Genomic DNA, 17,643 nt, shown 5'->3' with positions numbered 1-17,643 from the left:
GAACTGGAGATGCCTGCGCATATCATCCTTAGATTTGAATTGGTCATTGCACTAGTTTGAACGGTACGTTTGAACTTTATATGTGTGACTTGGCAGCGAGTAAGGAGCATGTGTAGATTTCTGGCCGGCTTTGCCTGTCTTTGTCCGGCTTTACCTGGCATAGTAACAACACTTCATGTTCTAATTATTTGCGGCATGCTCTTGCTATAGAGCATACCGCAATCCCTGCTCACTTCCGCCACCTTCGCATACCCCTCAGTCCCGCACCAGCAGCTCCTTCAGCGCTTCCGGATTCGTCAGCGGCTGGCGGCAGGCGAAGTTGCGGCATTCGTACACCGTGGCCTGCCCGTCCACCGCCGGCTTGTCGGCCAGATGCGGCAACAGCTTCTGCACCCCGCCGTCCTCGGCATCCGTCCAGTTGACGATCAGCGCCGCATCAGGCTGGTACGCCCGCTGCACCTGGGAGAGCATGCCGTGCAGCACGGCATCGCCGCGCTTGCCACTCAGCACCCACTCGCGGCCGCCGGAGACCAGCGCCAGATGCGCCTGCAAATACATGGAGTAGCCCGGCGGATACTCCGCCGCCGCGGCTGCCAGCATTTGCGCCGTCCGCTCGGCAATGGCCTTCAGCTCCGCATCCTGCGTAATGACCGACAGCTTCCACAGCTGTCTAGCCGCTACAGAGTTGCCGGACGGGATAGCTCCGTCATACAGCTCCTTGGAGCGGATCGGCAGCTCTTCCCCGTCATGGCCGGTGAAGAAGAAGCCGCCGCCTTCCTTGTCGGCGAACAGCGCAAGCAACCCATCCTTGAGCGCAATGGCCCGCTCCAGATGCACGGCTTGACCCGTCGCTTCATACAGCTCGGTCAATCCCCAGAGCAGGAAGGCATAGTCGTCGACATATGCCGGAATGGCGGCCTCGCCGTCACGGTAGCGGGCCAGCAGCCGCCCGTCTTCCCGCCGCAGGGTCGTCCAGATGAAGTCCGCCGCAGCGGCTGCGGCTTGGGCGTACTCAGGCTTTTGCAGCGCTTTGGCACCCTTCGCCAGCGCCGCGATCATCAGGCCGTTCCAGGAGGTAAGCACCTTATCATCCTTGGCCGGATGAATCCGCTGCTCCCGGTACGCGAACAGCTTCTCGCGCCACTCGTCGGTGCGCGTCTTCAGGCCAAGCGGGTTCAGCTCCTTCAGCTCCGCCTGCTCCTCCGGCAATCCGCGCAGCAGGTTCGGGATGTTTGCTCCCTCGAAATTGCCCTCCGGCGTAATGCCGTAGACATTACAATAAGAGTGCATGTCTTCCAGGCCCAGCGCTTCCTCAATCTCGTCTCGCGTGAAGACATAGAACTTCCCTTCGATGCCTTCCGAGTCGGCATCCTCCGCCGAGTAGAATGCGCCTTCCGGCGAGGTCATATCGCGCTTCACGTACGTAAAGATTTGCTCCGCAATGTCGGCGTAGAGCGCTTTTCCGGTAAGCTGATACGCTTCCAGATAAGCGATGGCCAGCAGCGCGTTATCGTACAGCATCTTCTCGAAATGCGGCACCAGCCATTCACGGTCCGTCGAATACCGGGAGAACCCGAAGCCGATATGGTCGTACATCCCGCCCCGGTACATCGACTCCAGCGTCTTCTCCACCATCCGCAGCGCCTCCGGCTGCTTGTAGGCCTGACTGTACGCCAGCAGGAACGAAAGATTATGCGGCGTCGGGAACTTCGGCGCCTGGCCGAAGCCGCCGTATTCCTCGTCGAACTGCCGCTGGTACAGCTTGTACGCCTCATGGAGCAGCTCTTCGCCGGGAATTCCGCTGCCGTCGCCGCCTGCATTCGCCACATTCTTACGTTCAAACGCCTGCAGCTCCTGCATCAGCTCATTCCCGTACTGGATCAGTGCTTCACCGTCCTGCTCCCATTTACTGCGGATCTGCTCCAGCACCTCCATCAGCCCGATCCGCCCGAACATTTTCCGCTTCGGAAAATACGTCCCCGCATAAAACGGCTTCTTCTCCGGCGTCAGCAACACCGTCAGCGGCCACCCGCCGCTTCCGGTCAGCGCCTGGCACACCGACATATAGAGCGCATCAATATCCGGTCGCTCCTCGCGGTCGACCTTGATCGCTACATAATGATTGTTAAGCAGCTGCGCCACTTCTTCGTCCTCGAAGGATTCGCGTTCCATTACGTGGCACCAATGGCAAGTGCTATATCCAACTGACAGAAAGATCGGCTTGTTCTCCGCCTGCGCCTTAGCAAAAGCCTCCTCCCCCCAAGGATACCAATCCACTGGGTTGTGGGCGTGCTGTAGCAGGTAAGGTGATTTTTCGTTGGCTAATCTATTGGGTACTTTGTGGGTTGTCATGGGGCATCCCCTCATTTCGGCTGATTTGGGTAAAGTATTGTCTAGGGTTAGTTTAACCAATTTGGAATTTTTCGAAAAACAAAGAAACCTCACAGAATGTAGTGAGGCCTCGGTTCAGAATTTATTTACTTTCAATATGTAGAAAATGCTTATTCTTCACAATGCTTCGCATTGGAATCAAGCCACTCTATAATGTAATCGAATCTTTCTTCTGTCAATCCATGTCCCCCTTGATACCTCTTGTGATGCAGATGATGTAAAGCTTCCAGTTCTGAATAGGCTGGGCTGGCTTTTTCAACGATAGTTGGGGCATCTCTTGAGTATTTATCCTCATCCGCAGACACAATAAGCAGCCGTCTTGGTGCAATACAAGATACTAAATCATAGATATCGTATTTGCTGTGGAAGTGTGGAATTACGCTCGCCATTTCAATCCCCACATTGTGTAGCATGCGGTTCTCATAAGTACAAGCACTGCCGCTTGCACAGCTATAACCGATTCGTTCATCTAACGCAGAAAGAAATAAAACCGTATTGCCACCATATGAATGTCCAAGTGTGCCAATTCTTTGATTGTCAACATAAGTCAGATTCGAAAGTAACGTTATCCAATTCATAGCATCATTCAGCACTTTTTTCATCAGATAATCGCCATTCAGTATACGATAGCACATTTCATTATAATGCTGCCAAAAGTCACCGCTATCCGGAAGAGGTTCTATTCCATGTGCATGTTTACGTCTGTCCTCAAAGCATATGGAGTCAGGAGCCAACACAACAAATCCCTTTCTCGCCAGTTCAGGGCCAAAAGCCTGTAAAGGATTCCCGGCTAAACCGCAAACCTCGCTCTTTCCTAAATGATGCTCCCTGTTGTGCTGGTGATGGATGAGAATAGCTGGATTGTTATCAAGGATTTCCGGCAGCAAAAGAAAAGCAGTGACCTGGTCTCCGGAAGAATTATACTCGATTAAGTGTCTTGTATATCCATCTTCCTTGGTGGAATCCAGTATTCTATGCTCAATAGGAGTTGTGGTACTAGGAGATAGAATTCCAATTGCTTCTGCTATCTCATTTCTTAAATTCGCTATGCTACTCACCCCGCTTAATATAATTCGCAGTTATTGCTTATAAAATAAATATAATTGCGATCATCAGATATGAATATCGGGTATTCTTGTTTAACAATATGTATACAGTGCCATAAAGAATAGACATGAAGAAAGCATAAACACCCGTTAGACTGCCTTGGAGCAAAATATGTATGAGTCCCCAGGTGAGCGCTAGAAAAATTCCTCCGTACGGCAAACTCCCTCTTTTTAAAAGCGTTTCACCAAATTTTTGCCCAAAAGCAATCGTCAGCAGAATCAAGGCCGCTTCGAACAAGTAATAGATATTTTGAACAACGGATTCAATAATGCCCTTGTATTCTTGAACCGGCTTAAATCCACCCCATACAATAGTGGTAACTGCAATAGCTGCAACGGAAGTCACAACCGCAAGTAACCATCCCTTGGAGTCCGGCGCTTCGTTTAACTTCATAATATCAAAGGCGTACTTTTTCCTTGAAAGCCTTATTAAAAATAGTGCCATACTCCCCCACAAAATGCATGTAAGCACCCAATGTATACAATGATGGATGAGCGTATACTCAGAGCTTCCAACACCGAGTATCGAAGGCAAAAGCATGGACAGTACAACCTCAAAGCCGAATCCTGCAAAAGCATACAAGCCTAATGCCAGATAATCGCTTGCTCCAATTTTCTTTTGTTCCATAGGCTAAACCCTCCTTCTAACATAAATTTCCTTCTCTTTGTATTTTACTCCGAGATAACTGATAAAAGTATTTTTCTTAATTGATTAACACGACGAATAGAAATTCTCAGAGTTAAGGATTCAACTGTGACCTATATATGGTAAATGAATAGCAATGGTCAAGAAAATTCTACCAATTTCGGAACTGTGATGGTATACTAAATTCACGTCAGAGTCGCTCACAGCGATCTTCATGAATCTCTTGACAAGATTAAAGCATAATTTCTGTTTCATCGGACATACTTATCAATTATCCGTTTGGAAATTGGAGGTGTGAGCTAATGAATCGAGAGCAATCCGAGGAGGAAAAGAATATGCAGACAGCTATTAAAAAATTAGATACGTCTAAATACTCCGCATTAACCAAAAGTAAAAAAGAAATACTTAAAAAACACATGGGAAGTGCAACATCAAAAATTGATATGAATAAGGTCAAGGATTGGTGGAAATATGAATCTAATTAATTTCAACAATCATTTTAAGGGATTCGAAAACGAAGAAAGTATTTTAATTGATACTGGCGTACTTTATGCCTATTATAATGAGTATGATGCATACTATGATACAATCAGAGATCTCTTTGACACTTACGTGTTCGGAAACGAAGACGTTCTTTTTTTGTTTGTAAATCCAACTATCGTTAATGAGATCTCGAATCTCGCCCAAAATCCTCTAGATCAATTTTTAAAGGCTTTTCCTACTGAAGCCAGCAAGTTCAATCAGTCTGACAAAATTGCTACAAGAGATACGATAATGAGGGGAATTTATGACTTAATTCAACAAGGAGTTCTTAATATCTTAGATGGGGATAAAGACAGCGTATTAAAGCAAATTGAAATTACTAACAATCTTGGAGCTGCGGATGCAGTCAATGCATCCCTTGCTCATTTGTATGGAATTAGTTTTTTAACGGTTGACCATAAATTAGTAAACAATATTAATACTATTCAAGGTCAACTCAGCAATATTAGAAATATATATTATACTACCGGAAGACATAGAGCCTACCAGTAACAATGACAATACATAATATCTCGACCAAGTCACTTCTACGAAGTGACTTTTTATTTTTCATTAATCTAAACTGAGATATTCAAGGATACCATTCCACAGAGTTATGGCGTGTTGTACCACTCACATGTCATACGATAACAAATAAACCTTATGATCTTCCGCACTCAGAATTCCAATGAGCACATTATTATAGCTGAAATCAAATACATCCGTTCCCGTGATCAAAGCGTTGGTTTGATTGTTTCGAATGGTGTAATATCCCTTGTTTGCGGCAAGAGGTACGAGACTCGCTGTTTCTTCATCAGTAATACCCCCGATTTTCTGTGAGAGTGTAGCCACGTAATCTGAAGGTAGCGGAAGCTCAAACCAATTCGTTAATGCTTCCTTTCCTATGGAATCCTTCATTGACTCAGCAGGGATCTGATATACATACAGCCGGTACCCGTCTCCCATGGCCCCATATGATTTTTGGCTGAACAATACTTTAGTGTCTTTCGGTAATTGCAAACCAAACTCGTCGTGAAAATAATCGAGCTCTTTACTATTCTTTGGGTAGCCGACATATAGAGCCACCATTATAATCAGCGAGAGGACTACTGCAAGAGTAATCCACTTTTTATTTCTCATTCAAATCCCTCAATTCAGTCTCTATGTATACTGTATATTTGACCAGCCATTACTGTACAAGAGAACGATTCACCTACTATACTTGACGAACCGGAACCATTATTACAATGGGTTACGGTGCAACCGTCTACTAAGGAGGATACTATGGCCAACATTCAACAAATAATCGCGAGAAAAAATCTCCGGCTGCAAATATTAGCGGAACTCTACGACCTTTATTTCTCCGGAGGTCCCGAAGCTTTTTCAAGTGGAAGACGCGAAGGCTTGGTAGGAACAAAAGCTCAAATATTCACAGACAACGAACGCCATAAGGCTGTTCATTATTTGCTGGGCAAGAAGCTGATTGACGTGTCATCAGTAGGTGAGGATTTGCTCGCCATTCATATTACAGCGGACGGTATTGATTATTATGAATCGACGTACTTTGTATACGAATCCTCAAGTCAAAACCAAGATTCATTGTCTTAAAAGGAAGTAAATAGCTATTACCAGAGCTATAATTCCCAATGTCTTAGAATTCTTCAACTCAATAAAAAACTCAACCCGATTATTATGTATAACAGCTTCTTTTGTGTAAATATATCCACTACCCATGCACTTTTCGCATTTAATTTCAAATCTGCCTTTTCGGGTACCGCTGCAATGAGAGCAACGACCTACATAGCCAGATACTGTACCGCTTTCATTGCAGCTTTTACACGCAATAAACCCTTGCCCGGCACACTCCCTACAGCCGAATATTTCACCGCGATCCCAATACCTTCCGGTTCCACTACAATTTCTGCATCTAGACTTTTTTGTTCCCTTACAATTATTACAGGTTTTTGTATAGGCACCATAAGATTTCCCTCTACAATGAGGACAGTTTACAGTTATTTTCTTCCCAATACCATTACAGTGGTAACATTTCTCAGGTTTCTTTTTACGGAAAATTCCAAACAATCTTTTCCTCTCCTTCTAACTAGACAATCTATTAATGATTCGTAAAACAGCCATTTCTAAAAACAATCCTCTATTTAGGTGTTGCTCACTTATTATAATCTCAAAATCATAGTTTATATTTTCATAAAGTGCACCACTCATTATTTACAATAATTTCTTCCCAATCAATTATACTCCTTCCAACAATAATGTTCTCGCCTATAAAAAAGAAAACGGCGCAGCAGCCTGCTAACAGGCCCGCCGTCTTCTTAAAGATCTTAGGATTATTGCATGCCCTGCATAATCGCATTAATAATGCCTTGCTGCGTCACGGTGTTGTTCGAGCGGTTGAACAGAGCGAAGCCATGCTGGCCGTTGTGGCCATTGTCCCAATAGATCGGCACGGCTTTGTATTTCTTGGATGCTGCCGTAACCGCTTTTGCATACGCTGCCCGATACACGTTGTTCGTGGAATCATAGGCTGTTTTGTCGATGGAACCGAACTCACCGATCACTACAGGGTAGCCTTGGGTGACGAACTTATTATACATCGCCTGCAGCTGCGAATTCAGGTAATCCTCTTGTCCCCAGGACGACCGCTTGGATGGGTTCGTGGCCGAAGCCCCCCACTGCGTAATCGTGCCTGATTCCTCACCCGCGAAATCCCAAGGGGAATAGTAGTGCGCGGAGATCATGATTCTTTTCTCAGAGCTGGGGATGGTTGAAGACCGGTAGGTATCCGTCGGCAGAACGAAACCGTAATTGCCGGTAGTGTAGTCAATATTTGTATTCCAGCCCGGAATCAGCAGCCATCTGGCACTATTGTTGCCGCTGGTCTGTCTGACCGTATCCACGAAGATTTGGTTATACGCATTAAGGTTGGCGTAGTAAGCCGAATTCGGATTGCCGTAAGTACCGTCGAACACCTCGTTCATTGATTCAAAAATAAGCCGTTCATCATAACCCACAAACTTGTTGGCAATTTGCTCCCATACCTTCTTGTACTTCTCTTTGATGACCGTCTGATTGCTGCTGTTCACCAGCAGCCAGCCGCCTTGAACGGTATTGTACCCGTCCCCGTGAACGTTAATGACCACATACAGGCCTTCGTTGTAGGCATAGTCTACTACCGTCTTCACACGATCCAGCCATGCTGAATTAATCGTATAAGAGGGAGCGCTTCCAATAAGATTCAAGTAGGAGACGGGGATACGAATGGTTTTGAAGCCTGCTGCCTTCACCTTCTTGATCAGCTCTGCAGTGATAACGGGATTGCCCCAAGCCGTCTCGCTCGGTGTACCATTGATGGATGCCTCCAGCTGATTGCCTAAATTCCAACCGGAGCCCATTTCGCCGACAATTTGCGTAGCCGTAAGGGATCTGAAATCCGATGTAATCGGTGTCGCCGCAGATGCCCGGGCACCCCAACCAGTCAAGGCTACCGAAGCCAGCAGCACAAGCGCCAGACTGTAAACTCCGTATTTTTTCAATTTAGCCAGCATGTCAAAACCTCCGTTAATATTGTGATTGCACAGAAAGAAAACGGTTACAAAAAATCAAAATATATGTTGTATGAAGAGCCGAATGCCCTCCTTTCCGCATGTTCTAATCCACAAAAGGAATTATCCGTTTGTTACCATCAGAATAACATATTTATGGAAAATATAGTATAAGATAGTTTGAGAATCTGATGACAATTAGGAGAAGCATACCCTGTTAATTCTGAGCAGATCACTGTTAGTGAAATGCAATTTAACACTTCACACTTCCCTACTCGTTAGTGGCCATTGGTCTCCGGCCTCTTATGCCCAGCAGGATGATAGCAACATAGATTAGGATGGCAATCGAATCTATCAACGTATCCGCAAGTGCCGAAGCATCATAATATGCCGTAACGCCGAGAATGACCATCAGACGGATAAGCAGAAGTGTCACAATCGTCCATGCAGCAGACCGGGGCTTCGATTGCTCCCTTTGAAATGACAGGATCATGAATATAATACCGAAGACCAGATTCTCTCCGGTGATAATGTGCCAGACATATCTGAATATGATCTGTATGTCCAGGTGTATATCAGTTACAGCAAGCACCGGCAGTACAACGGATTTCCCGTTCCAAGCGTGCGTTACGGCAAACAATATCGCAAGCACGCCAGCCATCAGGTAATAATAATTGTTAATTTTGATGTCCATCACAATCCTCCTTAATAATTTCAGGCTCATGCTGATGAAGATCCCGGTAAATCTCCCGAACGAGTCCGGCCAGCCGCTGGTCACTTTCCGGATTAAAGTCTCTTAGCGTTTCAGCGGCTACGCCGAGCAACTGGCTGACCTTTTCAAGATGGGCAATTTTCCTGCGCGTTTCTGCTTGTTTGGCATCAAGAAATTCAGCGACCTCCTGTAGATAAGCGGGGTCTACACTCTGCATTCTGTGAAACTGAAACCTCCCTTTGATTTCTTCGAGCGAAAAATCCGCGTACTGCATGATTTGGACATTCATCAATTCGACGAGATCAGCCTTCGAGTACCTGCGGTACGCATTATGTTCCCGGGACGGCGATACGATTCCAATACGGTCATAGTACCGAAGCGTATCCTTCGGAATACCAAGCAGCTGTGAAGCCTCTTTGATCGAGTATTGTTTTTCCATGCATTTACAATAACATTGGAGTAAAGTCCAATGTCAATGGGTTATTAATTTTTTCCCGCGATATAAAAAGCTCCTGCCAAACTATTGGCAGAAGCTTCATTCACTCCACAGGAGTGTGCTATTTCACATGTCTTATGAATATATCTTATCTTCTCTATTCAGAATTCCAATGACCACATTATTATAGCTGAAATCATATACATCAGTTCCTGTAATTATGTTTTTCATAATCTCAGAATGGGGCTTATAAATATGTAACTTAAAGCCACCTCCCATTGCCCCGTATGACCTTTGAATATAACTTAGGTATCCTTTGGTAAAGTCATCCCGAATTTATCATGCAAATAAATCTGCTCTTTATATAGAGCCACCAATAAAAAAGTGATAGCGTGAACTTACAGGGAAAAGTATATAATGATAGAAAGTATAAAGGGGGTAACAATGTTGGAATTTCTTTTAATTTTTTTAATCTGTCCAGTAATCGTTGTGGTCACTTCAATAGTTGGTTTTATTTTGATTAAAAAATGGTTCGTAATGCCGTTATTAACCCTTATTGTTTTCACAGCACTAACTTTTACCGTCTTTAATAAGTCCTTTTTCATTTGGGTGGTTATTTTCACAATATTATCTGTCAGCGTAAGTTTTATTACGAAGTCAATAAAAGGTGGAAATTAACAAAGCAAGCCAATGGAGACGTATTGAACGTGATAGTTCCCCTTCTTAACACGTTGTTTTTGTCGCTCATTGACCGTTTCATGGTAAGCCCCTTTAAGTTGGCGAATTTTTTGTGGATTGTGGCTGTACCTAGCAAAGCAGACGGGTGAATATCTCCACCTATCAACATGTCAATCTCTTCAGCTTATGGGCGACCTCGTTCGGTTTGATGATTAATAGAGAAATATTCTCTAATGAAAAAACCAGAGCGCAGCGCATTCCCGCTCCTGTTCTAAAAAAGTTATTATGTTTATCCATCATAGGCTTCCCACATAATAATAATACTATGCAAATAATACATGTGGCGCTGAGCAGAGATACTGTCCATAAATTCACCTTCTATCTATTAAAACTTATTGGATTTCAAAATAAATTCCACCTTGAAGCTGACTCCTCCTTCTCCCCCGCCCCCATTACCTCGATCATTATCCTCACCCCCAGCCGGAAACCTTCCGTATACGCGGCAGCAGAATACATGGAGGTCGTCTGGCCCATTAAATCAAGTAGCTGTTCAAGCTCATCATATTCATGCGGCGGTAGCCTCTTGTGATAGTTCTCAATTAAAGATGAAATTTTGCGATTAAGCTCCTGGTATTCGGAATGTTTCGGATGTATATTCTCGTTAGGTCTAAGATTTCCATAAAATATGTCTTCCAAAACTCTGCTCATGATTCCCCTCCTAACATGGCGATGCTCAGTTCTACAAACAGCCCCAAGCTGTAGCATACCTTATCCAACTGCAGAAGGTGTTCTTTTAGCGAAAAGATCACTAGTATATAGATCTCTACCCGAGGTAAACTTGTCACAGGTGATGACATGTACTCAAGAATCCGCAATCTGCGCGAAGACAAAGACCTGACACAGCAGCAAATGGCTGAATTATTACATATCAGTCAGACTACCTATTCCCGTTATGAGAATGGGAACTTAGATGTGCCGAGCGCTGTGCTAATCACTCTGGCTGATTTCCACCATGTGAGCATCGACTACCTTCTGGGTCAGACGGACACCCCCAAGCGCTATCCCGGCACAAAAGGATAACACCCTCACAACAAAAACAAGCTCTAGTGGCTACCCCACAGAGCTTGTTCTATATCCAGGCCAGCTTATATAGTTGTCTGGTCTTATTTTCCCCAAACAGCTCTCTCAGGCTTACTTTTGAATCTTTTGTAAAAGCATATCTTTATGTTCCTCTGAAAGTTGCAGCAAGGTGAAGCTTCCGTCTTTGATAAGGGAATTAATCAAATTCACCTCTTGTCTTGCGAGGTTATATAGAAATTGGTCAATGGTGCCATGAAGCAAGGCTTCATCGAGTTCTTCCGAATCCTTCTGGATGACTTCTCCTGATGGCAACACAACAATGTCTAAGTACAAATCGTCCATCCAAGGCACGTTATCCTCACTCACACCATTCATAGAACAGATATCAATATACCACTGCACAATCTGCCCTCTCTCGTCAAACATGGTAGTCACTGAATGCTGCTTACCCAAAGGGAATTGTTGAAGCCATATGTACCCGTCATTTACAAGGCAAATATTTTGGTCAAAGTATTTTACGTACAATGGCTCTTTCACTTTGGCTATCTTCAGAAGTGATACGTAGCCTTTAAAAAGATCCGTTTCTAGGTATGACTGGGCATATTCTCTTTCCAGTACACGATTCCAGTCTGAACGGTCTCCATATTTCCTCTTCAAGTGCACATCTCCCTTTGCCTATGAGATTGGCCTGCCTATGTAATCAAGCACCTGCCGCATAGGGCGGGTGCTTATTCATGCTTATGACTTGCGCACTGGCCTGATGTATTTCCAGAACCGCTCCGGATTATGATAGAAATAAATGATTCTGCCGGGGGAAGCATCAAAGCAGTAACCGGTACCGGCAAAATCAAAAGCCGCCATGGTCTGCTCCATCTTGTCCTCCACACTGCGATTCTCCTGCTCATAATCGAATGGCCCGTGCTCGAAAACGATATACTCGGCTTCGGGAACATCTATCATAAGCATTTGAGGTGGCACTTCGCCTTGATACTCAGAAGGAAGTCGTGCACCATAACACTCTGTGCGCGGAATCCCCCAATCGCAGAGTCTGCCGTCCGGGTCATTAATGTACGCCATGATCTGACCGCTGCCGGCGTTCGATTCGTTTCCGCCATCATCATCCAATTTGCCAGTGATGCTGTCGAGTAAGCCACAGATGGTTTCGCAGTCCTGCCCGGGAATAAGGCTTTGTTTTTGCCAGAAATCCCAATATCCGTTACTCTCATAGTTCTTAATGTGCAGAAATTTGTGTGCGGGAATGGTTACAAAATAAACTTTAACATCCTCTGTAGATTTTATCATACCAATCTCCCCGAATCCGAAGAAGTAGCGGTCGAACGGATTGATTTTGGTACGAAGGACGATGGGCAGCGGATTCTTCCGGTATTCACTTGGCGTCACGCCATAGGTTCCCTTGAAAGCTCTGGTGAACGCCTCATGGGATGAGAACCCATAATCAAAGGCAATATTCAGCATGCTTTTTTCACTATCCCGAACCTCTTTCAGTGCAAAGGCTAATCTCCGGTGCCGCAGATAATTCCTGAATTGCATACCCGATATTTCCTTGAATTTTCGCGTAGTATGGAATTCGGAATACCCTAACTTGCGGGATAGAACCCGCAGCGTTATTGCTTCCCCGTTGCGATGCTTGATACACTCGTCAATTTCATCTACGATGATTTGGATTTGCTTGTGCCACTCGTACATTCGTCCGTTCACCCCGTTTCAACCACTCTATAATCAATATAGAGGAATGGAAATTTTCTGGCTTGATTTTACTTGCGGAAACGAGAGGATATAGTATCCCCATTACTTTCACTACGATAATAAATCCCCAGAATCTCCTCGATATAATCCATAACCTCTGTAGTCATTCCATATATAACGGTATCTTGTCCTTCTTGAGGGGTGATGTAGCTCCAGAATTTGTCCGCCAGTTCCTCATTGCCTTTAAACAGCTGTAGTTCATACTGTACAATACGGGCCGCCAGCTGCTGCGAAGCTGCAGAATCGGGCGGTTCTTGCCGCTGCTGCTCAATGTCACGCAGAAGGTCTGCCCACTCCATCACCAGTGGATTGTCAAAATCATTGATCGGCAGCTCCGCCCGCTCGTCTGCGTTGAAATAACGTTCCAGCCTGCCGGTATCCGGTGCCGGAAACTGCTCCAGCTTACGGATGAAGCCCATCAGCTCCGCAGTATTTACTTGCCCTGTTGCCCTGATGGCGTATTGTGCCGAGCGGAGCAGATGCTCTACCGTTTGCAGGTTTTTTTGCTGCTGTCGGACGATGGCTACTTGCTGCTCCAAGGACCGCTCCCAGACTTCAGCGGGGCTTCCGGCTTCGCCGCCGGACTGGCTAATCATTTCAGCGATTTCACTTAAGGTGAAGCGCATCTTCTTAAGAACCGTAATCTGCTGCAGCCGGATGATGCTGCTGTCTGCATATAGACGATAGCCGCTCTCTCCCCGTGAGGGGTGCAGAAGCCCGAGCTTCTCATAATAATGCAGTGTACGGACAGAGACTCCGGTCTGCTTGGCCAACTGGCCCACTGTGTACATTTAATCCGCCTCTTTTCCTCTCCGGCCTAGAAGCAACCTTGTTCCGAGCAGGAGCACAATCAGTACACCCGCCGAACCCAGTACAGTCATACCAAATAAAATAAACAGCCCGCCTGTTCCCGCCTCCTGCTCCGTATAAGTCAGAGCCGCATAGCCGCGTGGAAGCACCACAAATCGGGAGAGGGTCAGATAGGCTAAATGAAAGCCTACAGAAGCCCATAACGATCCGGTCAAACTGCGCCATAGCTGCAGGGTCAGACCGAAGCCGAGCAGAAGTATGACATAGTCTGCCGTAAACGTATTACCGGCGGGCATCCCCGTTAACTTCTGCAAGAACAGTACAGTCAACGGTACGAGCACAAACAGAATCATTTGCCCGAAATAAGCGAGCACAGCAGGCAGCCTTAGCCGTAAGCCGCTGTAAACCAGTCCCCTAAGCGTGAGCTCCTCCGGCAACGCTTCATACAGCAGGGCTATGAACAGATTCATTAGCACTGCCGAGATCAGCTCCGGTGTCCAATGCCAACCTGTAATTGTTATCCAATCCTTAGAGGCGGCAATCAAGAATCCTGCACCGGTCATAGCCAGTGGCAGCCCGAAACCGCACAACAAGTGGACCAAGCTTCCCGTCGATACCGGCAATAAGTTCAGCCTGACACCAAAGCGGAGCTGAGTCAAGTAAACCACCGGTACAATTGTCGAGCCTGTAACCAGGGCCTGGAGGATACGCACGGATTCTTCCGTTCCGCCCGCTGTCCGTACCCACTGTCCGATAGCCGAAGCCGCAAATAACCCCAATGTCATGCTCAGCCAGCCCAGAATAGCGATAGCGCCCCTGTGCGAACGCCCTGCTGACTGATTTCTTGCCAATGGAATCACAATACATCCCTCCCTGCTCAGTATAAAGCCTCCCCTATACGTCAGGGTCAAGATGGATTTACTCTTGTTCTATACTTGGCTATGCTTACTTATAAAGGAGGTTCATTCCATGACAAACACCCCCGGAAAGAAAAGAACCGACAAGGCTACACGGATCATCCAGGCCACCCCGCAACAAATTTACAAGGCCCTCGTGGACCCTGCAGCTCTGGCTGTGTGGCTTCCACCCAAGGGAATGAAAGGCGAGATGCTGGAGTTCGACGCCCGGGTTGGAGGATTTTATCGGATGGCTCTGACCTATCTGGAAATGGACGCTTCAACGCAGGGTAAGACCACGGAGGATACGGATGTTGTCGAGGGCAAATTCCTGGAATTCTCCCCGGATCAACGGGTGGTACAGCTGATTGAATTCGAGTCTGATGACCCTGCATATGCGGGAGAGATGACGATGACCTGGTCGTTAGCAGCCGTTGCGGAGGGCACTGCTGTTACCATCTTGTGTGAGAATGTGCCTGAAGGGATCCGGAAGGAAGATCATGACGAAGGCTTGAGGTCGAGTCTGGAGAATCTCTCGGACTATATCGGAAGCGTCTAGTTCAATAAATTGAAGGCAGTCCAGGATGCATGTTTCCACCTCAGGACTGCCTTTTAACAACTTTTCCAAAAAAGACTCTACCTACCACACAGACAACCCTGTTCTGGCATCATTATCGTCGGTAACGTACTCAACCTTGTTATAGCCTTGAGAGATCGCATTGTCATATAAGGCTTTCAGCTTCGCTTGATCCTTACAATAGATTGTAACGTACTCACTGTCGGCTAATAAAAGCACAAGCAGGCAGTCACTGTCCATGTACTCCTCGTAAGTCCGCACATCGACGACTTCTTTATCCTTCGGAAAAGCTTTGAGATCGACAAAGAAAGCATAATAATCGTTATTCCCGATAATCTCCTTCAGCTCAGCCCCATCCATCCCAAAGACCTGCTCCGGGAAAAGGGAATGGTCCTCGTTATCCTTACGTTCCACGTAATAGGCTTCCTCTCCACCGTTGTACCAATGGTATGCAGCCACATCCACCGGCTTCAGCATGTCCGCCAGAAAATGGCCATCCTGATGGGGAAGCTTAAACGTTATACCCCGCTTCATGGTTCGCCTTCTTTCCTGATTGTCTTTATCCTTTCAGAAATATCTGCCTCAGTGGCTCGGCAGAACAGCCTACGCAACAGCCACCATCAGACTGGTAATCAGGATCAGCGCAGCTACCGGCGCCCAGATTCTCCGCTCCCATACGCTTCGCGTAATCAGATTCAAGAACGTAGAGAGCGCACCAAATCCGACCACAACCCAGATCGCCCAATCCGCAGTTCCGCGCCACCCAGGCAGAAGCATCTCTGCTTTACTCAACACAATAAGCGCAAGCAGCGCTAATATTGCGATCTGCACCAGACATGCCCACCGCAGCGGCGCCGGAAATTTCCCGGGGTACTTCCCGCCCATGGCACAGGCTCCCCACGGAGCGCCGAGTGCCAAGGCGGCTTGAAACATAATGGTTAGCAGGATCAAGACGGTGAATACGAGGGCTGGTATGGATACAGTCATGAACTTATCCCCTTTCCGTTTGGGCGGCTACTGATGATAGAAATACACAAGATACCCCATCAGGAAGATCACGAAGTCGGAGTAGCTGTGGCAGACCACAGCGGCCAGAATGCTTCGGGTACGCAAATAGGTGACGGCATAGAAGATACCCAGCACAAAGGCTGTGATCAGTTGAATGACATTATACCGCAGGGACAAGGGAGACCACCCGATATGGATGTGCCCAAGCATGAAATAAACTGCCGACAACAGGATAATCGTATGTATCGCTTTTGAATCCAGTGAAGGGCGCTTATTGAATCCATACATCAACAAGAATTGAATGACGAATATCCGGAAGAACGGCTCTTCGCCTAAGCCCGGCAATGTGCCATACACCGCGATGTCCTTAACAGCATAAACAGCATCCCGGCCGGCATATTGCCCTATGATGGCGTCTGGACCGAGGGTGAAATAAATGAGCATTAAGCATGCCGCCACAATGAATGGGAACAGCACCACAAAATATCGGATGTATTTCCTGCTAAGCTGCACATTCCACGTGTTAAACCCGGCTTCTCGTAACCCTTGGTGCAGGATGAACCGGATGAGCAGGCAGGTAACCGCGATTTGCAAGAGATACCAGGAAATGGTCCGAATAAAATCCCCATTGGCATTTAAGGACCCGGATTGATTCAGCACCCATGTCATGGGGCCGCTCAGATCATAGGTAAGGAAGTTATACAAACTCTGCAAAGCAAAGATCATAACGAGCAGGATAACGTTAATAAGAATGAATTTTCCTGCTTTGGCAATCGTCACAGTGCACCTCTTATCTTTTTTAAATAAGCATAGCACTCTCTGCACTTATAATGCGTTTGACCAGATCTGTTTACCCGAGCGGTGTACATTCTTTCCACCCGCTTGGATCGGGTATAATATATACTAATGAACGTTCCAAGCGGGTGGGAGGACAGGCCGTGAATAAACAAGACCAGGTCATGACGGAATTCAGGGACTTATTCAACAAGATGCGCTGGCTGAATAAAATCAAGATGGAAGATATTCTTAAGGATTATAAGCCTTCTGAAGTCCATTGCATCGAATATATCGGAAGGAATGCGGACTCCAACGTGACGAAGCTTGCCGAGTCCTTTTATATGACCAAGGGTGCCATCAGTAAATTAACGAAGAAGCTGATCGAGAAGGGGCTAATTGAAAGCTATCAGAAGCCGGACAACAGGAAGGAAATTTATTTCAAGCTTACGGAGCAAGGAATTGCCGTATATGACATCCATGATGAACTTCACAAAGAATTTCAGGAACGGGATAAAGCCGTCTTTGAGCAGGTGACCGAGGAGCAATATGACAGTATGCTTAGCTTCATAGCTAAGTACAGCAGGCACCTGGATGCAGAAATAAAGAAGCAGGGCTTAGAGATTGACCCAGTAGAATAAGTTTAACAAGGAACATGAAACCGCGTGCAGTCCGGCTCT

Annotated in this window: 23 protein-coding genes and 1 pseudogene; 7 read left to right on the top strand and 17 right to left on the bottom strand. The window is 46.4% G+C overall.

What is annotated here, in order from left to right; genetic code table 11:
- Positions 1–255 precede the first annotated feature (255 nt).
- The 3 genes from F1379_RS06175 to F1379_RS06165 all read right to left on the bottom strand — a co-directional run bounded on the left by F1379_RS06175 (position 256) and on the right by F1379_RS06165 (position 4,125).
- Positions 256–2,352 carry a thioredoxin domain-containing protein gene (locus tag F1379_RS06175; protein WP_150267516.1) on the bottom strand — a complete coding sequence of 699 codons (2,097 nt, stop codon included), beginning with the start codon at positions 2,350–2,352 and terminating at the stop codon, positions 256–258.
- A 149-nt stretch (positions 2,353–2,501) separates the two neighbouring features.
- The gene (locus F1379_RS06170; RefSeq protein WP_162551087.1) at positions 2,502–3,449 is read right to left on the bottom strand and encodes an alpha/beta hydrolase family protein; all 948 of its coding nucleotides are present in this window, start codon (positions 3,447–3,449) and stop codon (positions 2,502–2,504) included.
- Positions 3,450–3,477: 28 nt separating this feature from the next.
- Positions 3,478–4,125, bottom strand: a complete 648-nt coding sequence (locus F1379_RS06165; protein ID WP_150267512.1) for a hypothetical protein — start codon at positions 4,123–4,125, stop codon at positions 3,478–3,480.
- Positions 4,126–4,445: 320 nt separating this feature from the next.
- Between F1379_RS06165 and F1379_RS06160 the strand changes: the two genes are divergently transcribed.
- Both F1379_RS06160 and F1379_RS06155 read left to right on the top strand, forming a co-directional pair.
- Positions 4,446–4,628, top strand: coding sequence for a hypothetical protein (locus F1379_RS06160; RefSeq protein ID WP_150267509.1), 183 nt, complete (start codon positions 4,446–4,448; stop codon positions 4,626–4,628).
- Positions 4,615–5,178: a PIN domain-containing protein gene (locus F1379_RS06155; protein ID WP_150267507.1), complete on the top strand. Its 564-nt coding sequence runs from the start codon at positions 4,615–4,617 to the stop codon at positions 5,176–5,178. The genes F1379_RS06160 and F1379_RS06155 overlap by 14 nt, the downstream gene beginning before the upstream one ends.
- A gap of 120 nt (positions 5,179–5,298) precedes the next feature.
- Here the strand turns inward: F1379_RS06155 and F1379_RS06150 are convergent, their stop codons facing one another.
- The gene (locus F1379_RS06150; protein WP_150267506.1) at positions 5,299–5,805 is read right to left on the bottom strand and encodes a hypothetical protein; all 507 of its coding nucleotides are present in this window, start codon (positions 5,803–5,805) and stop codon (positions 5,299–5,301) included.
- A gap of 144 nt (positions 5,806–5,949) precedes the next feature.
- Here F1379_RS06150 and F1379_RS06145 point away from each other — a divergent pair, with 144 nt between their 5' ends.
- Positions 5,950–6,273 (top strand): hypothetical protein, encoded by a 324-nt coding sequence (locus F1379_RS06145; RefSeq protein ID WP_150267504.1) that lies wholly within the window; start codon positions 5,950–5,952, stop codon positions 6,271–6,273.
- A 188-nt stretch (positions 6,274–6,461) separates the two neighbouring features.
- Here the strand turns inward: F1379_RS06145 and F1379_RS06140 are convergent, their stop codons facing one another.
- From F1379_RS06140 to F1379_RS06125, 4 genes are all read right to left on the bottom strand, one after another.
- Positions 6,462–6,644: a hypothetical protein gene (locus tag F1379_RS06140; RefSeq protein ID WP_150267502.1), complete on the bottom strand. Its 183-nt coding sequence runs from the start codon at positions 6,642–6,644 to the stop codon at positions 6,462–6,464.
- A gap of 366 nt (positions 6,645–7,010) precedes the next feature.
- A complete protein-coding gene (locus F1379_RS06135; protein ID WP_150267500.1) occupies positions 7,011–8,228 on the bottom strand; it encodes a glycoside hydrolase family 5 protein in 1,218 nt (405 codons plus the stop codon).
- A 268-nt stretch (positions 8,229–8,496) separates the two neighbouring features.
- Positions 8,497–8,919 carry a hypothetical protein gene (locus F1379_RS06130; RefSeq protein WP_203457048.1) on the bottom strand — a complete coding sequence of 141 codons (423 nt, stop codon included), beginning with the start codon at positions 8,917–8,919 and terminating at the stop codon, positions 8,497–8,499.
- Complete coding sequence (locus F1379_RS06125) at positions 8,903–9,376, bottom strand: MerR family transcriptional regulator (RefSeq protein WP_150267498.1); 474 nt, start codon at positions 9,374–9,376, stop codon at positions 8,903–8,905. The genes F1379_RS06130 and F1379_RS06125 overlap by 17 nt, the downstream gene beginning before the upstream one ends.
- A gap of 414 nt (positions 9,377–9,790) precedes the next feature.
- Between F1379_RS06125 and F1379_RS06120 the strand changes: the two genes are divergently transcribed.
- Positions 9,791–10,051: a DUF2651 family protein gene (locus tag F1379_RS06120; RefSeq protein WP_338046099.1), complete on the top strand. Its 261-nt coding sequence runs from the start codon at positions 9,791–9,793 to the stop codon at positions 10,049–10,051.
- Positions 10,052–10,065: 14 nt separating this feature from the next.
- On the opposite strand, the pseudogene F1379_RS06115 reads toward F1379_RS06120, so the two are convergent.
- Positions 10,066–10,235: pseudogene (locus tag F1379_RS06115) on the bottom strand (IS1595 family transposase); the annotation flags it as partial.
- A gap of 218 nt (positions 10,236–10,453) precedes the next feature.
- Entirely contained in the window at positions 10,454–10,759 is a 306-nt protein-coding gene (locus tag F1379_RS06110; protein WP_150267494.1) for a DUF6809 family protein, read from the bottom strand.
- A gap of 147 nt (positions 10,760–10,906) precedes the next feature.
- Here F1379_RS06110 and F1379_RS06105 point away from each other — a divergent pair, with 147 nt between their 5' ends.
- Entirely contained in the window at positions 10,907–11,131 is a 225-nt protein-coding gene (locus tag F1379_RS06105; RefSeq protein WP_150267492.1) for a helix-turn-helix domain-containing protein, read from the top strand.
- Between the two features lie 111 nt (positions 11,132–11,242).
- Here F1379_RS06105 and F1379_RS06100 read toward each other — a convergent pair whose 3' ends face one another.
- The 4 genes from F1379_RS06100 to F1379_RS06085 all read right to left on the bottom strand — a co-directional run bounded on the left by F1379_RS06100 (position 11,243) and on the right by F1379_RS06085 (position 14,568).
- Positions 11,243–11,794, bottom strand: a complete 552-nt coding sequence (locus tag F1379_RS06100; protein ID WP_338046098.1) for a ribonuclease FAU-1 family protein — start codon at positions 11,792–11,794, stop codon at positions 11,243–11,245.
- Positions 11,795–11,869: 75 nt separating this feature from the next.
- Positions 11,870–12,838 carry a helix-turn-helix transcriptional regulator gene (locus tag F1379_RS06095; RefSeq protein WP_150267488.1) on the bottom strand — a complete coding sequence of 323 codons (969 nt, stop codon included), beginning with the start codon at positions 12,836–12,838 and terminating at the stop codon, positions 11,870–11,872.
- Positions 12,839–12,906: 68 nt separating this feature from the next.
- Positions 12,907–13,689: a MerR family transcriptional regulator gene (locus F1379_RS06090; protein WP_150267485.1), complete on the bottom strand. Its 783-nt coding sequence runs from the start codon at positions 13,687–13,689 to the stop codon at positions 12,907–12,909.
- Positions 13,690–14,568: a CPBP family glutamic-type intramembrane protease gene (locus tag F1379_RS06085; RefSeq protein ID WP_150267483.1), complete on the bottom strand. Its 879-nt coding sequence runs from the start codon at positions 14,566–14,568 to the stop codon at positions 13,690–13,692. It lies immediately after the preceding gene.
- 109 nt (positions 14,569–14,677) lie between these two features.
- Between F1379_RS06085 and F1379_RS06080 the strand changes: the two genes are divergently transcribed.
- Complete coding sequence (locus F1379_RS06080) at positions 14,678–15,163, top strand: SRPBCC family protein (RefSeq protein WP_150267480.1); 486 nt, start codon at positions 14,678–14,680, stop codon at positions 15,161–15,163.
- An 81-nt stretch (positions 15,164–15,244) separates the two neighbouring features.
- Here the strand turns inward: F1379_RS06080 and F1379_RS06075 are convergent, their stop codons facing one another.
- The 3 genes from F1379_RS06075 to F1379_RS06065 form a co-directional block, all read right to left on the bottom strand.
- Positions 15,245–15,715 (bottom strand): DUF2691 family protein, encoded by a 471-nt coding sequence (locus F1379_RS06075; protein WP_150267478.1) that lies wholly within the window; start codon positions 15,713–15,715, stop codon positions 15,245–15,247.
- Between the two features lie 69 nt (positions 15,716–15,784).
- Positions 15,785–16,168 carry a hypothetical protein gene (locus tag F1379_RS06070; RefSeq protein WP_150267476.1) on the bottom strand — a complete coding sequence of 128 codons (384 nt, stop codon included), beginning with the start codon at positions 16,166–16,168 and terminating at the stop codon, positions 15,785–15,787.
- A gap of 27 nt (positions 16,169–16,195) precedes the next feature.
- Positions 16,196–16,969, bottom strand: coding sequence for a CPBP family intramembrane glutamic endopeptidase (locus tag F1379_RS06065; RefSeq protein ID WP_150267474.1), 774 nt, complete (start codon positions 16,967–16,969; stop codon positions 16,196–16,198).
- 179 nt (positions 16,970–17,148) lie between these two features.
- On the opposite strand from F1379_RS06065, the gene F1379_RS06060 reads away from it, so the two are divergent.
- Entirely contained in the window at positions 17,149–17,604 is a 456-nt protein-coding gene (locus F1379_RS06060; protein ID WP_420850480.1) for a MarR family transcriptional regulator, read from the top strand.
- The last annotated feature ends 39 nt before the right edge of the window (positions 17,605–17,643 follow it).

Origin of the sequence: Paenibacillus tepidiphilus, assembly GCF_008635795.1 — a bacterium.
GTDB lineage: Bacteria > Bacillota > Bacilli > Paenibacillales > Paenibacillaceae > Paenibacillus_AQ > Paenibacillus_AQ tepidiphilus.
This window is presented reverse-complemented; position numbering and strand designations above follow the sequence as displayed.

Coding starts and splice junctions, on each gene's coding strand:
- F1379_RS06135 (WP_150267500.1), bottom strand. CDS start 8,228: ATGCTGGCTAAATTGAAAAAATACGGAGTTTACAGTCTGGCGCTTGTG.
- F1379_RS06130 (WP_203457048.1), bottom strand. CDS start 8,919: ATGGACATCAAAATTAACAATTATTATTACCTGATGGCTGGCGTGCTT.
- F1379_RS06090 (WP_150267485.1), bottom strand. CDS start 13,689: ATGTACACAGTGGGCCAGTTGGCCAAGCAGACCGGAGTCTCTGTCCGT.
- F1379_RS06175 (WP_150267516.1), bottom strand. CDS start 2,352: ATGACAACCCACAAAGTACCCAATAGATTAGCCAACGAAAAATCACCT.
- F1379_RS06105 (WP_150267492.1), top strand. CDS start 10,907: ATGTACTCAAGAATCCGCAATCTGCGCGAAGACAAAGACCTGACACAG.
- F1379_RS06070 (WP_150267476.1), bottom strand. CDS start 16,168: ATGACTGTATCCATACCAGCCCTCGTATTCACCGTCTTGATCCTGCTA.
- F1379_RS06165 (WP_150267512.1), bottom strand. CDS start 4,125: ATGGAACAAAAGAAAATTGGAGCAAGCGATTATCTGGCATTAGGCTTG.
- F1379_RS06160 (WP_150267509.1), top strand. CDS start 4,446: ATGAATCGAGAGCAATCCGAGGAGGAAAAGAATATGCAGACAGCTATT.
- F1379_RS06140 (WP_150267502.1), bottom strand. CDS start 6,644: ATGGTGCCTATACAAAAACCTGTAATAATTGTAAGGGAACAAAAAAGT.
- F1379_RS06080 (WP_150267480.1), top strand. CDS start 14,678: ATGACAAACACCCCCGGAAAGAAAAGAACCGACAAGGCTACACGGATC.
- F1379_RS06075 (WP_150267478.1), bottom strand. CDS start 15,715: ATGAAGCGGGGTATAACGTTTAAGCTTCCCCATCAGGATGGCCATTTT.
- F1379_RS06125 (WP_150267498.1), bottom strand. CDS start 9,376: ATGGAAAAACAATACTCGATCAAAGAGGCTTCACAGCTGCTTGGTATT.
- F1379_RS06120 (WP_338046099.1), top strand. CDS start 9,791: ATGATAGAAAGTATAAAGGGGGTAACAATGTTGGAATTTCTTTTAATT.
- F1379_RS06110 (WP_150267494.1), bottom strand. CDS start 10,759: ATGAGCAGAGTTTTGGAAGACATATTTTATGGAAATCTTAGACCTAAC.
- F1379_RS06060 (WP_420850480.1), top strand. CDS start 17,149: ATGACGGAATTCAGGGACTTATTCAACAAGATGCGCTGGCTGAATAAA.
- F1379_RS06150 (WP_150267506.1), bottom strand. CDS start 5,805: ATGAGAAATAAAAAGTGGATTACTCTTGCAGTAGTCCTCTCGCTGATT.
- F1379_RS06155 (WP_150267507.1), top strand. CDS start 4,615: ATGAATCTAATTAATTTCAACAATCATTTTAAGGGATTCGAAAACGAA.
- F1379_RS06145 (WP_150267504.1), top strand. CDS start 5,950: ATGGCCAACATTCAACAAATAATCGCGAGAAAAAATCTCCGGCTGCAA.
- F1379_RS06095 (WP_150267488.1), bottom strand. CDS start 12,838: ATGTACGAGTGGCACAAGCAAATCCAAATCATCGTAGATGAAATTGAC.